Genomic DNA, 16,271 nt, shown 5'->3' on the forward strand with positions numbered 1-16,271 from the left:
CATCCTATTTCATTTAATGTAGGTCTGAAGAAGCTCCTTTGAATAAATACTTAGTATTTGTTGGTACTTTAATACCTATCAGAAGATGTAAGATTGCTAAATTTGAGTAGCTACCCTTTACTCTTATTTCGAATCAGATAAAACAATTCATTTGAAGATATATGAGAAGGCTTTGCAAAACTCTGACTGTCAACCTGAACCTGTCCGCCGAAGCTTAGCGCAGGCAGACTTGTTTCAGGATCTCCAAATACTGGCTATTAAGACGAATGGAGAATCTGAATCGAGTTCAGATTGACCGATAACCACGGTTTTGAAAACCCTTCTATGAATCATTATTTATTTGATATGTTTTTTGATTTTGCCAGTCTTGAGATTTACTTGAAATGTATCATCAGGCAAGCGATTTTTGAAAATAGACATTACCTCGAAAACAGTTCTGAACTTTTCTTTAAAAGTTTCATGAAATTTTTGTTGAGTATTTTGGTTGGTAGAAATTTTTATCGTTGATTCAAACAGAGTTTTAGCAATAAATATGTATTGATTAAATCTTTTTATAGTTATATCAGGCATTGCCAGTTCCCCGGCATTTCTTAACCTGTAAAAATCAACACTCAAATCTGTTCCATTCCAATTTTCAAAATCTGAAAGTTTAAACCCTGCTTCCTGGGCAAGGAGATCTGCTTTTGTTTTGGCTTTATTCCAATCATGAGAAAAATTGGTGGTCATGTTTTCGATATCTGAATTACTATTTTTCAGCCACCTCTTATAGTCTGCGAATAATACAGAACTTTGTAGTTGAGTTGCAATTAGCATATCTAACCCTGTCATACCTGATAGCAGAGATCTAACATCGTCCGGCCACTCTCCTGGCAAAAAACGTAATCTGGATAGTTCTTTAATATGCCAATTTGTAAACTCAGAATAGTTTTTAGATTCTAAAACAGATTTATCCCATAATCTATCATAACCAATGCTGTTCAGGTAGTTCCACTCATCTTTGTAATGTGGAAAAAGCGTATCGAAGTTGGGGACATTCTCAATAATTATCGTTTCTACTTCAACTTGATTTTGGGCTTCATCTGTCGTTCGAACAATTTTGTACGCAGGAACGTAGGCCGCTACTGATGGCACCTGGATGTTTGTCAATACATTGCCGGACAAAGAGTCTCGTACAATAGATGTTCCATTCATATGCATGTGGCCCGCCACGTGAAAATTTAACCCGGTTCTTGCAAGTGTGATACTTGTATTTTCTTTTGGTACACGTGTCAATTGAAATTCATTTTCCCCCCATAATTGTTCAATTTTGGGTTTTGCACCATTATAGAAATCAACAGCTGGGAAATGACTGAATGCAATCAATGTTTTCCCTTTTTTCTCAGCTCTGTTTGAAACATCGGTTATCCACTCTAACAAATGTTTTTTATGAGTGATTAATTTGTTGTAACCGGTATTACCGGAGCCCGAAAAATTTCTTGCAGGATTGGAATTATTTTCCTTGTGAGGGATATAAACATTTGCATCGATAGCCAGCAGCCAAAGTCCTTCTACTGGTTCAACGAGATAACTCATATCCATTACTTGTTGGCAATTCGTATAGTTAGCCTGTTTATATTGACCTCCTGATCCTTCATGGCAGATTTCATATTGACGCTGTTCAAAGCTGAAATTATTTACTTCTTGTGAAATCGAATTCCGACCATCTTGATATCTTGAAAAGGGAGTTTCATAATAGATAGTATTCTGATCTGGTATTAGTCCAAATTCCCCCATCAAGTTAAACAAATCCTGATAGCCAAGATTTTTGATCTTATCACTGCAAACAACAGTGTGAGGTGCCGGTTCAGTTGAATGAGATGTCTGTGGAGAATAGGATGATTGGTCACTGCACCGCCGATGGTTATTAGAATATATTGGCTGCGGCCTGCCATCTGTTCCTAAAAAATCACTTTCTCCAGCTTCCATTGTGAAGGGACGAACCGGATCATGATTTCCCGGTGTTACAAAAAACTTCAGGTTATATTTGTTTTGATAACGGTTTAAAATTTCCACCAAACCCTTTATGTGAACCGGTTGTCCATCATCACTAAAATCTCCCGGGAGGGCAATTAATTTGATACCCCGCTTGACGGCATCATCCAATGCAGCTACAAAAGCAAAATAGTTTTCGTTAAACAATCTTGTTGAAGTAAGCTGGGCTTCCATTGTACGGATTGAAGCTGTTCTGTTCTGACCATTATATTCGGTCCTTAAACCTTGAAATCCGTCATTGCTAAAATCTGAAAAAACATCATGGAAATGTATATCCGGCATAAATGCAATTTCAAATTGAGGAGTTGAAATAGTTTTTGACTGAGATTCCGCTTCAATACTTTTACACAAAAAAATGATAATAGAAAAGAAAAACAGAAAAACTGATGAAAATCTCATAAATAAAAGATGGTTGTAAATATATTGTTTGAATTTATGAATGTGCTATTATTCTTCGAGAAAAAGATTTTGACAACCTATTGGAGCACTGATAGGATTACAGCGAGCAATTCCATCGGTATTCGGAAATCTTACGATATATCCTGAACCGAAAGGGCTAACTTCCGGGTAATCTGTACTAAGGTATTGTGCACCACTTTCGAAAGCAATTTCCATTCGTTTCGTACTTCCCGAACGGGCTTCGTTTGTTGGAGAATCTGTTCTTGTTCTTATAAGATATCCCTGAGATATACGTTCTTTTATTAAATTAGCTTGACGTAAAGCATCATTCATTTTGATAAAACCACCTGTTGGTTCTTCTGGTACAGAACTTACAAACATAACCCGACCCTCCAGGTTTGGATTTCCTTTGAGGTACATCGATTTATGTTCATCAGTATTATCAAGTGCAAATAGCACCTTTCCCCGACTTTCTGCAAGTGTTGGCCAGCCTTCATCTTGAACAGCTTCAGTTAATGTATCATAATTATTTCTAACATCATCAGGAGTGATGATATGATTGGGTTCAAATACCTCAAGAATTTCGTTATCAATTTCATGCATTAAAGAAGTATTAAAAGCGATAGGTTTAACAAATTTCATTGCTTCCCAATCACGGCGTTCTCCATCTTTTGCTTCCACCATAATCATGATGGGCAAATGATTGGGATTTTTATCAGACCAGTCGCCAATATCTGTCAGACACGATTTGAACGTGAGGCAGGTTGACCGGTAATCGACATCAGGAATGTGGATAATTTTAAATCCTGGCTGCATCATCTCTTCTGATTCAAGAAATTCTTCATCATCTATTAAAACAGCTCCGGATGGCTTAGCATATCGGCCGCCATTCGGATCAGCATACAGATCTAATTCAAACTGACGAATACCGAGATTTTCGAGCTGAATAGCTAAAGGTTTATGCTCGTATTCAATATCTTTTGCCCAACCATCTAAGTGATTATTTAACGCGGTAATAAGATCAGGGTGGGGGAGACGCTTATAACTGTTATGAGTACCGAGTACCTGGACATGATTCAGACGAATACATTGATCCGCATTATCGGCCGTGATTATATCACAATTGATATTTGAACCCGATATATCATCCTGGTTACCCGAACATCCATAACCCATAATCGAGATTAGCAGGAGAATCGAAAATCTGAGAGACATTTTTAGAAAATACATTTGCTTAAAATTTTACATGAAATTTTTAAAAAAAGAAAAGCCCGCCAATAGATTTTAATTCCATCTGACGGGCTTTGAGGTTATTAAATCGGTGTGATGGATTAATAACCTGGGTTTTGTTCTAAGTATCCTGGCTCCGAATTAGCTAAATCAATAGCTTCTTGGGGGATTGGAAAAACCCTACGAAATTCATCAGTAATTATGTACTGATTTAGATAACAAATCAATAATAATGTAAATGAACGCCAGTGATTGATTTAGTCTAAATTGATAAATCAGGATCTGATAGTTGATATAAATCGTTTGATATTTAAAGTAAAATTATTCATTCAAGTAATGAAAACGATTTCAATTTAACAAATAAATCTTGCCAGTTTTAAAAATAATGGGAGTGATAAAGCGCTTCTATTCATCTTACATCTTAGTGTTTTGAAATCGTAGTAGTAAAAACAAATTTTATATTGATTACTTAAAATGAGCTGGATACTACTGATTTATTTTACATAAAAACAGCAAAAAAGTTGCTATTAGAAAACGTTTTCATATCTTCAGAAATATTATTACTGTAAAACAGAACGTATTTGAGCTTTACCATATGAATATTAAGATACTTATTCTCTTTGTAACTCAGATTTTAATTCATTCTACACTTTGGTCACAGAATAATTTATCCGAGTGGCAACCGGAACACACTGAAACTTGGGATCCTGTTCCTGAAAAAGTGTATCAAAATCAAAACAACGGAATTCCATCCGATGCACTGGTTTTGTTTGATGGAAAAGATATGTCGCAATGGGAATCGAATGAGTGGCAGATTCAGGATGACCTATTAATAGCAGAGCCAAAAACCGGTGGCATTACAACAAAAAAATCTTTTGGTGATGTTCAGTTACATGTGGAATGGCGTATTCCCGAAAATGTAGATGGCGAATCACAGGGCAGGGGGAATAGCGGGATTTTTCTACAAGGGCTTTACGAGGTTCAGGTTTTAGATACATATGATAATCCCACATATACCAATGGTCAGGCAGGAGCGATCTATAAACAGTACCCTCCCGAAGTAAATGCTTCATTGCCAGCCGGAGACTGGCAAAAATATGACATCTATTTTGAAGCTCCTGTTTTCAGAGAAGATGGAAAGTTACTTAAACCGGCTTATATGACGGTCTTGCATAACGGTGTTTTTATACACAACCATGTAGAAGTAAAAGGCCCCACTATTTTAACAGGCCTCCCAAGTTATGAAAAACACGCTGACAAATTACCCCTATACATTCAGGGGTCTGGTCATCCTCTTGCGTTCAGAAATATATGGGTGCGGGAATTATAATTTTTTGGAATTGAAAGATTCAATTTCTACACAATGAAAAAATCTGGTTACAAACTTTCAAGAATATGAAACCACGAAAACTATTAATGATTTCTCTTTGCATTCTGACATTTTCATGCAATAGCGAAACGCAAAAGTCAGATCCCGTTGAACTAAATATTGCCGCTTACAATGTGGAGGTAAGCAGAAATGCAACTGCAAGTGAAATCGGGGAGGCACTTCAAGAATACAATCTGGATATTGTTGGTTTTTCTGAAGCACCGGGTGGCAACTGGACAAATGAAGTTGCTGAGGTTCTTGACATGGATCATGTTGTTGTAGGACAGTATACAACTGCAGGACACGATGATAAGTATAAAAGTATAATCAGTAGAACACCTTTATATAATATTGAAGAGTTTTTAATGACTGATACACTTCATACCGTTACAGAAGCAAGAACAATGATTGATGGACGAGAGATAGCAATTTATTCCGTACACTTTCCATTTGGCTGGAGAGATCAGGCACATATTGATGAAACAACAGCTAAAATTTCATCTTTTGTGGACTACCTGAAAGAAAAACAAACAGATGAAGTTTCAATTGTAATCGGTGATTTCAACTTTATCCCATCAAATGATAATTCAGAAAGTATGTACCATGAAATGTTTAAAGATGCAGAACTTGATTTTAGTTGGGATGATTTGGGAATAGATGTCACAAATAAAAATACACATAATGCACTCGAAGCTGAAGATGAAGGTAATGGAAATGTAATTGATCACATTATGTATAATCCGGATAAAGCAGAAGCAACAGATGGATCTATTATAGAGATGGAACAACCGCTTTCTGATCATAAACCGGTATGGGCGCGTATCCGTATCAAACCGGAGTAAAAAATTTAAAATCATAACTTTGTTTAAATATGAAGCATTTTTTCATCCTTCTGATTATAGGTTTTTCTTTGAGTTTGTTTACAGCCTGTAAAGAAAAAGAAGAGGTATCAAACTACTCTGATGATAGTCTCTACCTTTGGTCTCATAATGATTATGAACAAGAAGAACCGCTATTTGGAGCTCTGAATCATGGATTCCAAATGATTGAGGTTGACGTTCATTTGATTGATGAGGAATTGTATGTAACTCATGACCACCCCCAAAATATTGAAGGAACTCCGCTTTTGGAGGATCTATACCTACAGCCGCTTGTCAAATTTATCAAGCAAAATAACGGAGAGGTTTTGCCTGGTGATTCTCTTCCATTTTATCTGATTGTAGATATCAAAACGGAAGCTGATTCTACATATCGAACCCTTTTAGATCTTCTGGAAAATTACAAAGAATATTTCTATCGGAAAGAATCCGGCCGATGGATAGATGGCCCAATCCGTCTTCTTATATCTGGAAATCGACCTGAATTAAAGGTAGATGTAGCCAACCGAATTATTTTTCTTGATGGTCGAATATCGAATTTGGGTATGGATTTTTCTTCAGATCTTTATCCATTAATTAGTGATAATTGGTCAAATTATTTCTCCTGGGATGGAAATGGAGAAATGCCAAATGATGAACTTGAAAAACTTCGCACGTATGTTTCCAGAGCACATCAAGAAGATAAATTAATACGTTTTTGGGGTACAATTGATGACGAAAATGTTTGGAGTACTCTAATAGAAAACGGGGTTGATGTCATAAATGTAGATGATATCGAAAGAATGAAAGAGTTTCTTGATGAGAATTATGATGAACTGTGATGAATCTCTTTAAATACCTATTGGATAGTTTTTTATTGAAATCCACTACAAAACATTAAACAGAATAGTAGGGATTTATTGAATTATGTCCCTGTTTGTTCCATAACCAAATAACAGCCAATTTATGAATCAATCAGAAAACACATTAGCGGGGATCCAGCGAAGTCGGATATTTACGGGGATCTGCCTGGCGTTGCTGCCGACAGCGTTTACTTTTGTACTGGTTAGCAACATCTTGCAACAGCTCAAAACCGAATTTCTTCTCACGAACGCACAAGTCGGTTACATCGGCGGAGCAGCCCTGTGGGGAATGGCGCTTTCGTTATTACTGATTGGACCAACACTGGAAAAAATTGGATTTAAAACCTCCGTGAAGGGAGCATTTATAGCGCACCTTAGTGGTGTTACATTATTCCTGGCTGCATACGGATTTAGTGGTGCTTCCTATGCATTTTGGATTTTGTTCCTCGGTGCGGTGGGGTTCGGTTTAGGAAACGGTTTGATTGAAGTAGTAGGGAACAATCTGACGGCTGCACTTTTTCCGGACAATAAAACAACCAAACTCAATCATTTTCATGCTTTTTTTCCGGGAGGGATGGTATTTGGAGGCGTACTGGGCTGGGCAATGGTCCAGGTTGGCAGTTTAGGTGGAATCAATATCGGTCACTGGAGTGTTCAGATTGCAATTGTCTACATTCCGGTACTGATCTACGGATATCTGCTGCTGCCGGTGAAGTTTCCTCCAACTTTGACCCGTGAGGCGGGAATACCTATCAAAGAGATGTTCAAGTATACATTTACTCATCCGTTGGTATGGGCACTAATCATTTTGAAGATGATCACCCTGTCACTGGAACTGGGGCCTGGCCGGTGGATTCCGGAGGTGCTGCAGGCTGCCGGTGTACATGGCATCCTGGTGTTTGCCTGGATCAGCGGAATTATGATGCTGCTGCGATTTTTTGCCGGCCCGTTTGTGGAGAGGCTTTCGCCTCCCGGGATGCTGTTTGCCGGTTCTCTTCTGACAGGCATCGGGCTGCTTCTTTTTGCCTTTTTTGAAAGCGGACTGTTGATATTAATGATTGCAGCCACGGTGTATGCGGCCGGGATCGCCTTCCATTTTCCAACGATGGTAGGATTGATGAGCGAACGATTTCCGAGGGCGGGATCGCTGGGAATCGTCTTACTGATGGGAATGGGATTTTTTGGGGCTGGAGCTTCTAATGCCATTATGGGAGGGATTGCGGATCAATACCTGCCGGATGCCCTGGATGAGCAGAAAACTGTTCAGATCCTGCAGGAGATCGATCAGCGCTTCCCCGAATACATAGCCATTGCCGAGCAGGCCGAGGGCGACCCGCAACAGATACAGGAGTTAGGCTATACCCGCACAGACCTGGAGAATATTCTAAGCCAGGCCGAACAAGCGTTGGCCTATTACGAGCAGAACGGATCTTTTGATACGGAGCATACACCAGAAGCTTTGCGGGCTTTGTTGGATGCGGCCATATCTCAGGAAAGCGATTTAACAGACCGTGCTTTTGCAGTGCTTCGACCGGCAGATAACTACGGGGGGCGAATGTCGTTTTTATACATCGCTCCGGCGGCCTTTTTATTGGCATTGATCTTTTTGGGCGTATATATCAATGACAAACGAAAAGGCGGTTATAAGATCTCAAAATTGTAAAGTAAACATTGTAAGTAATCCTACCGATGGAGAAAAGAACTTACAGGGTAACAGGTTTATCAGTTGTTATTAAATAAACTGATAAGACTAATTATAAACGCTTTGATATGCAAAGTTAATCCAAATAGAATTTCCTGGTCAAAAGAAATAACATATACATATAAAGCATATATGTCAGTAAGTGCCCGATTATCTGTATGGTTCATCTGTACAATGGTTCTATTTATATCTTGTACCGGTTCCGATAGCGAACCAGCAAGAGCTTTAGAGAGTGAGAACTATATAAATTGGAAGGTTACAGGTGGTGATAAGGCGAATACCAAATATTCATCACTCGATCAGATCAACAAAGAGAATGTACATAGACTGGAAGTAGTCTGGGAGTATCGTACCGGAGATAATACAGATCAGTCCACAATCCAAGCCAATCCAATTGTGGTAAATGGAGTGATGTACATCAGTTCACCATCGTTGAAAGTTATAGCTTTGGATGCAAAAACAGGTGAAGAAAAATGGGTATTTGATGCAGAAGGCCCGGAGCATCAAAACAGGGGGGTTGTATATTGGGAAGGTGATGAAGAGGATAGAATTCTATTTACAAGAGGGAGCTACCTGTATGCTCTGAATGCAAAAACAGGTGAACAAATTCGGAGTTTTGGTAAAAATGGAAGAGTGGATCTGAGAAAAGGTCTGGACCGTGAACCCTGGCAGGAACTGTCGGTTAGCGCGACATCTCCGGGAATAATTTTCGAAGATTTGTTGATCATGGGAAGCCGCGTCCCTGAAGGTCCACAGCAAAATGCACCGGGCCATATTCGCGCTTATAATGTTTTAACCGGAGAAATTGAATGGATTTTTCATACCATTCCACATCCGGGAGAACCGGGCTATGAAACGTGGCCGGAAAATGCGTGGCTAACGTCCGGAGGGGCCAATAGCTGGGGAGGAATGAGCCTCGATGAAGAACGCGGAATGGTATTTATACCCACGGGTGCACCTTCCTATCACTTTTATGGCGGCGACCGTATCGGTTCAAATAGATTTAGTACGTCCGTTATTGCATTGGATGCAAAATCAGGTGAGTTGATTTGGGATTTTCAGACGATCCGACACGATATCTGGGATTATGATCTTCCTACACGTCCAAACTTGATTACTGTGACCCACGACGGAGAATATATTGATGCCGTGGCCCAGGTAACCAAAACCGGAATGGTATACGTGTTGAACCGCGAAACCGGTGAGTCATTATTTCCTATTGAAGAGATGCCGGTTCCGGAGTCATCTCTGATTGGCGAACAGGCATCGCCTACGCAACCTGTTCCCGTAAAGCCAAAGCCTTTTTCACGTCAGGGATTAACCATCGAAGATCTTACAGATCTATCATACGAAAAAAATGAATGGGCCCGTGAAGAGTTTAAAAAATTCAGTGCCAGGGGATTATATGATCCTCCGGGAAAAGGCGAAGGAACCATTTTTATGCCGGGTCTCCATGGTGGTGCCTGGTGGGGAGGGGCTTCAGTGGATCCTGCATCAGGCATTCTTTACATCAACGCAAATAATATTCCGTACGTTATTTCTATGGTAGAAACAGAGGGCCTCCGGGCGAATATGTCATCCTACGGCGAGTATGTGTATACGGCTACCTGTGCCGCGTGCCATGGCATTGACCGGAAAGGCGTTGCTCCGGCACCAGGTCTTGTTGATATTAAAGAGAGGTTGACGGAGCAGGAAGTGACGACAATCATCCGGGAAGGAAAAGGAGGAATGCCGGCGATGGCATCCGTAGTAGATAACGATCTGAATGCCCTGCTTGCATACTTATTTGAAAAAGAACGTGAGGTTGCAGAAGCCGATGGTGGAAATGAGAAAGTGATGTCGCCCTATATCCATCAAAACTACTATCAATTCAGAGATGATGAAGAGTATCCAGCCATTAAACCGCCATGGGGAACACTGAATGCCATTGATCTGAATAAAGGTGAAATTCTGTGGCAGGTTCCTTTGGGGGAATATAAGGAGCTGACTGAAAGAGGTATTCCGCCAACGGGCACTCAAAATCTTGGAGGCCCTATCAACACGGCAGGAGGGTTGGTTTTTATTGCTGCCACCCGTGATAAAATGTTTCGGGCATTTGATAAAGATACAGGTGAAATTTTATGGGAAACGGAATTGGAAACGGGCGCTTTTGCTACCCCAAGTACGTATGAAATTGAAGGAAAGCAGTATATTGCACTCGGTGTGGGTGGGAATTGTAAATATTGCTCGGAAGGTCATAGTGGACAATTATCAACTCCAACAAGCGATCTGTTTGTAGTATTTGCTCTGTCAGACTAATATGTAATTTCAATCAATCTTCAGAAAACTCTATTAATTCAAATTTAATATCGCTAATTATGAAAAAATCCATCACATTATTACAGTATCTATTCATATTAGTAATGGCTGCTTTATTTACAGTTACAGGTTGTGAAAAGAGTGAAAATTTTGAGACATCAAATGCAACCTCTTCTGCAATTGAACCCATTCGTGTGATGTCCTTCAATATCCGATACGATAATCCTGAGGACGGGCCTGATGCATGGCCCAATCGCAAGGATTTTGTGGCAAGTACCATACAATTTCACAAATCAGATATTATTGGAATCCAGGAGGGACTGGTTCATCAACTTCATGATCTGGACGGATTTCTCGGAGAATTTGATCGTGTTGGCGTTGGACGGGATGATGGTAAGGAAGCGGGTGAATTTAGTGCTATTTATTACAAGGCAAATCGGTTTGAGCCGATTAAAACCGAAACGTTTTGGTTGTCAGAAACACCAGATGTAACAGGAAGCAAGAGTTGGGATGCAGCCATTACAAGAATTGTTACATGGGCCTACTTCAGAGATAACGTAAATAATGAAAATTTTTATCTGTTCAACACCCATTTTGATCACCGGGGCGTGGAAGCCAGAATAAACAGCGCGAAGCTGATTGTAGAAAAAATTGAAGAAATTGCCGGGGATGAACCCGTTGTTTTGACCGGGGATTTTAATACAACCGATGATCGGGAACCATACAGCATCCTAACCGAAACCGATAGAGAGGGATCGGATTTGGTGCTATATGATGGCTTTTATCATTCTGAAAATGGCCATCATGGCCCAACATCTACTTCCAATGGATTTGAAGAGATCCGGCCGGACCGCCGTATCGACTATATTTTTGTAAATGATGGATTTAAAGTGACCTATCACGGTATACTTGCAGATGTTAGAGATGGACATTTTCCATCCGATCACCTTCCTGTACTGGCAGAAATTGTACTCAGTCAGCCTTAATTCCAACAAAACCTCTATCAATCATGAAAAATATGATAAATCGACGTCAGTTTTTACAATCATCGGCAGCATTTACAACCGGTCTGGGATTGTCACCAATTTTTTTAGGGTCCCATCAAACAGATAGACATTCCCATTCAAAGGAAGATGGATATGTTTCTCTGTTTGATGGAAAATCTCTTGATGGTTGGCATAAAAACGGAGCCCGATGGACCGTGCAGGATGAAATGATCATAGCGGAGCAGGAACCTCCCGGTTCTGGAAACGGCGGAATATTACTTACGGACAAGACCTATAGTGATTTTGAATTGCTAATCGATGTGAAACCAGGCTGGGGATGCGATTCAGGAGTATTTTTGCGATCTCAGCCAAGCGGTGAGTCTTACCAGGTATATGTGGATTATCACAGTGAACCAAATAACGGAGGTATTGTGGGGTTTATATATGGACAAAGCACAGGTGGATGGCGTACAGAACCTTTTAGATATGATGGTGTTTTTGAGGGAGATGAATTAGTTGATCTGGAGATGAGACCGTTTACACCCTATGAAGGATACGATGAAAACCCATTACGGTATGCATGTACAGCCGAGGAATGGAGAACTGCATGGAAATTAAACGATTTCAATACGCTCAAAATCCGGTGTGAAGGCAAATATCCGATTATTACGACATGGATTAACGGTACAAAGATATGCAAGTTCGATGCAGCCGGTAGTAAGAATCCTGATTTTGATAAGGAAGAAATGTATCAAACCGTGGGAGATGAGGGACATATTGCGCTTCAGGTACACGGAACCGATACATGGTGGGGAGATGAAGTACGCTGGAAAAATATTCAAATCAAAGAGTTGTAAAAAATACCTTTGATAGAAAATAAACTGATTTCAATTTTTAAATTAACTATAAAAACAGATGAAAGATAAGAATAACGCGATAGTCAATTATGTAAGCGGAAGCTGGAAGCAACCTGAATCGGGAAAAGAATTATCGGTAACGAATCCTGCCAATATGGAGAAGATCGGTACGGTTTATCTATCCGGTAAAAGTGATGTGAAAGAAGCTGTAGAAGTTGCTGATAAAGCATTTTATGAGTGGCGCCGAACACCTGTAACAAAGCGAATACAATACCTGTTTCACTTCAAAAGTTTATTGGAAGATCATATCGATGATCTTGCAAAAATTATCACGAATGAGTGTGGAAAAACGTACAAAGAAAGTGTGGGCGAAATCCGCCGGGGTATTGAAAACGTGGAGAATGCCTGCGGAATGCCAACGCTTATGCAGGGTTATAATAATGAAGATATTGCAACCGGAGTTGACGAACATATGATTCGCCAGCCGCTGGGTGTGGTCACGGCAATTACGCCATTCAATTTCCCCGCAATGATTCCACTTTGGTTTTTACCCTATGCAATAGCAAGTGGTAACTGTTTTATTTTGAAACCAAGCGAAAAAGTGCCGATGTCGACACAGTACATATTCAAGCTGCTCGATATGCTGGATCTGCCCAAAGGTGTGGTTCAACTTGTCAATGGCGATAAAGAAGCTGTTGATGAATTATTGGAAAACCCGGCCGTCAAAGCGATCAGTTTTGTGGGTTCTACAGCGGTGGCACGAAAAATCTACAGTACAGGGACGGCTCACGGAAAACGAGTGCAGGCACAGGGCGGGGCAAAAAATATGGTTATTGTTCTGCCCGATGCTGAGATGGATATGACTTCCCGAATTGTCGGAGATTCAGCTTTTGGCTGTGCCGGCCAGCGTTGTCTTGCAAACTCGCTGGCTGTAACCGTTGGTGATGCCCGGGAACCGTTTACGGATGCTATCACAGAAAAGGCTGCAAATTTAAAAGTCGGTTACGGGTTAGAAAAAGAAACAGAAATGGGGCCGGTCATTACTCCAGAAAGCCGAGAGCGGGTGGAAACGTTTATAGAGACCGGCGAAAAAGAAGGCGGAAGAGTTTTGGTGGATGGACGTGGTAAAACCGTGGACAATTACAAAAATGGGAACTGGTGTTGCCCGACAATTATCGACGATATTTCGCCCGAGAGTTCTTTAGCGAAAACGGAAGTATTTGGACCTCTTTTTGGCTTGATGCATGTGGATACCATTGACGATGCGATTGCATTGATTAACTCTCACGAGTATGGAAATATGGCATGTCTGTTTACAAGCAGTGGGGCATCTGCACGGCAGTTTCGATATGAAGCAACGGCTGGAAATATCGGCATCAATATTGGTGTAGCTGCTCCCATGGCTTACTTTCCCTTTAGCGGATGGAAGGAGAGCTTTTTTGGTGATCTGCATGCCCAGGGAAGCCATGCCGTTGAGTTTTATACACAGACCAAAGTAGTTGTGGAGCGCTGGATTCGCGATTGGGGCCGCGTTTTTTAAACTCGACATGAATTATGATTATGTATAATCGTTTTCAGATTTCGGCCGTACTCCTGATGTTTCTCCTGATCCTGCCCGGGCATCTTTTCGGGCAGGAAAATGGGGAACTTGAGGCAAATCTCATTGCCCACAGGGGAGGAGTTGTGGATGAACATCGAGCCGAAAACTCAGCGTCAGCCATGGAAGAGGCAATACATCGTGGATACAGGATGTTGGAGGTGGATCTGCGAAAAACACGAGACGGACGAATCATTGTGCAACATGACCCGACGTTTGAAAAGGATTATGAGCATTCCGGAGCTGTTGCAGAGATGCACTGGAGTGAGATCAAACAATTGAGATCAAAAAAGGATGGTCATCGGCCCTTACTGTTTGAGGAAGTTGTACAGAAGGTGGAAGGCCAAGCGGGCCTGATGCTCGATGTAAAAGGAAATCACTACGGAGAAGATTATTACAAAAAAATCGAACAGATATTGGATCGCTACGACCTTCTCTCAGATACATTTGTATTAAGCGGATCGGAAGCACAGGCGTATTTCAAAAATAAAGTCTCACTATCGGCCGATTTTGAGAAGCTGATAGAAGAAAGGAACAACGGGGTGGATGTAAAACATGTGTATCATCTCTTTGATCTGGGAAGCAACCTGGATGAATCGATGATCAAAAAAGCAAATGAACTTGGCGTAACGGTTGTAGCTGCCATAAACGTTTTCAGGTATCGGCAAGCCGGCACTGATGTTTGGGAAGGTGCCCGCCAGGATGTGGATCGGCTGATGGTATTGGGTGTGCGCTATTATCAAATAGATTCATTTTATGAGCCATTGTTTTACGCAGAATGATTTCATCTATATCAACATATTCAACTCATACAAAACATAATTCAAATCAATTTTTCCAGATATGATCAGAACCTGTTTATTATTCATAATACTGGTCGGTATTAGTATTACGGTATTTGCACAGCCAACCCTGAAAACCGAAAACGTAATTTTAATTTCACTGGATGGATTGCGCTGGCAGGAACTATTTTCCGGGATTGATAAAAAATTGATGATCCACGAGGATTATGTCGAAAATGGCGAAGATCTCAGACAACGTTTTTGGGATGAAGATCCCGCTGTACGAAGAGAAAAACTGATGCCATATTTTTGGAATACTATCGCTGAAGAAGGACAGTTATATGGCAATCAAGAACTTGGAAGCCAGGTGCTGGCTACAAATGGCTTGTACTTTTCATATCCCGGATACAGTGAAATTTTAACAGGCTATGTTGATGAAGAAATTGACAGCAATGATAAAATCTGGAATCCTAATACTACTGTACTTGAATTTATTAACAATCAGCCAGAGTATAATGGTAAGGTAGCTGCTTTTGGGTCCTGGGATGTGTTTCCATATATCATCAATAGTAAAAGAAGCGGAATCCCAGTAAACGCTGGTTTTGAGCCTGTTGAAGGGGAGAATCTAACCGATCGTGAAATATTCCTGAATGAATTAATTCACCAAATCCCAAGCCCGTGGAGTTCGGTTCGGCTCGATGCATTCACCCACCATTATGCCCTGGAGAGATTAAAAAAAGAGACTCCCAGACTACTTTATATCGCTTATGGAGAGACGGATGATTTTGCTCATGACGGAAATTATGAAGCTTACATAAGATCGGCCCGGCAAACAGACGAATTTATATCTGATTTATGGGAGTTTGTGCAAAATCATGAATCATATCGAGATAAGACAACGTTTATCATTACAACAGATCACGGGAGGGGAACCATGCCAATTGAAACATGGAGACATCACGGAAGTGATATTGATGGGGCTGATGAAATTTGGATAGCCGCTATCGGTCCGGATACACCGGATCTTGGGGAGATCAGCAATGGTGGCGCTATTTACCAGACCCAAATTGCAAAAACAGTTGCGTATTTGTTAGGCCTGGATTACCGGAATAAAAAACCCGTAGGTGAAGTGATTGAAACAATAGTTAAACATTAAAAACTTACTACAGGGTATCTTTCATTAAAATATCTGCTTTGAACCTTATTAAATAATGTTTTTTCACATAAACATTCGCCGAGATAAATTTGACAAGCCAATTTTATTTGATTAAAATGGAAACGTTTTCAATCAGATGCATAA

Annotated in this window: 12 protein-coding genes; 10 read left to right on the forward strand and 2 right to left on the reverse strand. The window is 40.5% G+C overall.

Annotated elements, in window-relative coordinates; translation table 11 throughout:
* Window positions 1–336 precede the first annotated feature (336 nt).
* A complete protein-coding gene (locus U5K72_00005; GenBank protein MDZ7717189.1) occupies window positions 337–2,430 on the reverse strand; it encodes a metallophosphoesterase in 2,094 nt (697 codons plus the stop codon).
* Between the two features lie 48 nt (window positions 2,431–2,478).
* Window positions 2,479–3,645 (reverse strand): phosphatidylinositol-specific phospholipase C1-like protein, encoded by a 1,167-nt coding sequence (locus U5K72_00010; GenBank protein MDZ7717190.1) that lies wholly within the window; start codon window positions 3,643–3,645, stop codon window positions 2,479–2,481.
* 610 nt (window positions 3,646–4,255) lie between these two features.
* On the opposite strand from U5K72_00010, the gene U5K72_00015 reads away from it, so the two are divergent.
* The 10 genes from U5K72_00015 to U5K72_00060 all read left to right on the forward strand — a co-directional run bounded on the left by U5K72_00015 (window position 4,256) and on the right by U5K72_00060 (window position 16,127).
* The gene (locus U5K72_00015; GenBank protein MDZ7717191.1) at window positions 4,256–4,990 is read left to right on the forward strand and encodes a DUF1080 domain-containing protein; all 735 of its coding nucleotides are present in this window, start codon (window positions 4,256–4,258) and stop codon (window positions 4,988–4,990) included.
* A gap of 65 nt (window positions 4,991–5,055) precedes the next feature.
* The gene (locus tag U5K72_00020) at window positions 5,056–5,871 is read left to right on the forward strand and encodes an endonuclease/exonuclease/phosphatase family protein (GenBank protein MDZ7717192.1); all 816 of its coding nucleotides are present in this window, start codon (window positions 5,056–5,058) and stop codon (window positions 5,869–5,871) included.
* A gap of 29 nt (window positions 5,872–5,900) precedes the next feature.
* Entirely contained in the window at window positions 5,901–6,728 is an 828-nt protein-coding gene (locus U5K72_00025; GenBank protein MDZ7717193.1) for a phosphatidylinositol-specific phospholipase C/glycerophosphodiester phosphodiesterase family protein, read from the forward strand.
* 124 nt (window positions 6,729–6,852) lie between these two features.
* Window positions 6,853–8,412 carry an MFS transporter gene (locus tag U5K72_00030; protein ID MDZ7717194.1) on the forward strand — a complete coding sequence of 520 codons (1,560 nt, stop codon included), beginning with the start codon at window positions 6,853–6,855 and terminating at the stop codon, window positions 8,410–8,412.
* 171 nt (window positions 8,413–8,583) lie between these two features.
* Window positions 8,584–10,749 carry a PQQ-binding-like beta-propeller repeat protein gene (locus U5K72_00035; GenBank protein MDZ7717195.1) on the forward strand — a complete coding sequence of 722 codons (2,166 nt, stop codon included), beginning with the start codon at window positions 8,584–8,586 and terminating at the stop codon, window positions 10,747–10,749.
* 59 nt (window positions 10,750–10,808) lie between these two features.
* On the forward strand, window positions 10,809–11,735 hold the full coding sequence (locus U5K72_00040; protein ID MDZ7717196.1) for an endonuclease/exonuclease/phosphatase family protein: 927 nt from the start codon (window positions 10,809–10,811) through the stop codon (window positions 11,733–11,735).
* Between the two features lie 23 nt (window positions 11,736–11,758).
* Complete coding sequence (locus tag U5K72_00045; GenBank protein ID MDZ7717197.1) at window positions 11,759–12,592, forward strand: DUF1080 domain-containing protein; 834 nt, start codon at window positions 11,759–11,761, stop codon at window positions 12,590–12,592.
* A gap of 58 nt (window positions 12,593–12,650) precedes the next feature.
* The gene (locus U5K72_00050) at window positions 12,651–14,132 is read left to right on the forward strand and encodes a CoA-acylating methylmalonate-semialdehyde dehydrogenase (protein ID MDZ7717198.1); all 1,482 of its coding nucleotides are present in this window, start codon (window positions 12,651–12,653) and stop codon (window positions 14,130–14,132) included.
* Between the two features lie 20 nt (window positions 14,133–14,152).
* A complete protein-coding gene (locus U5K72_00055; protein MDZ7717199.1) occupies window positions 14,153–14,971 on the forward strand; it encodes a glycerophosphodiester phosphodiesterase family protein in 819 nt (272 codons plus the stop codon).
* A gap of 61 nt (window positions 14,972–15,032) precedes the next feature.
* The gene (locus U5K72_00060; protein MDZ7717200.1) at window positions 15,033–16,127 is read left to right on the forward strand and encodes an alkaline phosphatase family protein; all 1,095 of its coding nucleotides are present in this window, start codon (window positions 15,033–15,035) and stop codon (window positions 16,125–16,127) included.
* The last annotated feature ends 144 nt before the right edge of the window (window positions 16,128–16,271 follow it).

The organism is Balneolaceae bacterium, from assembly GCA_034521495.1.
In the GTDB taxonomy this organism is placed as follows: domain Bacteria; phylum Bacteroidota; class Rhodothermia; order Balneolales; family Balneolaceae; genus Rhodohalobacter.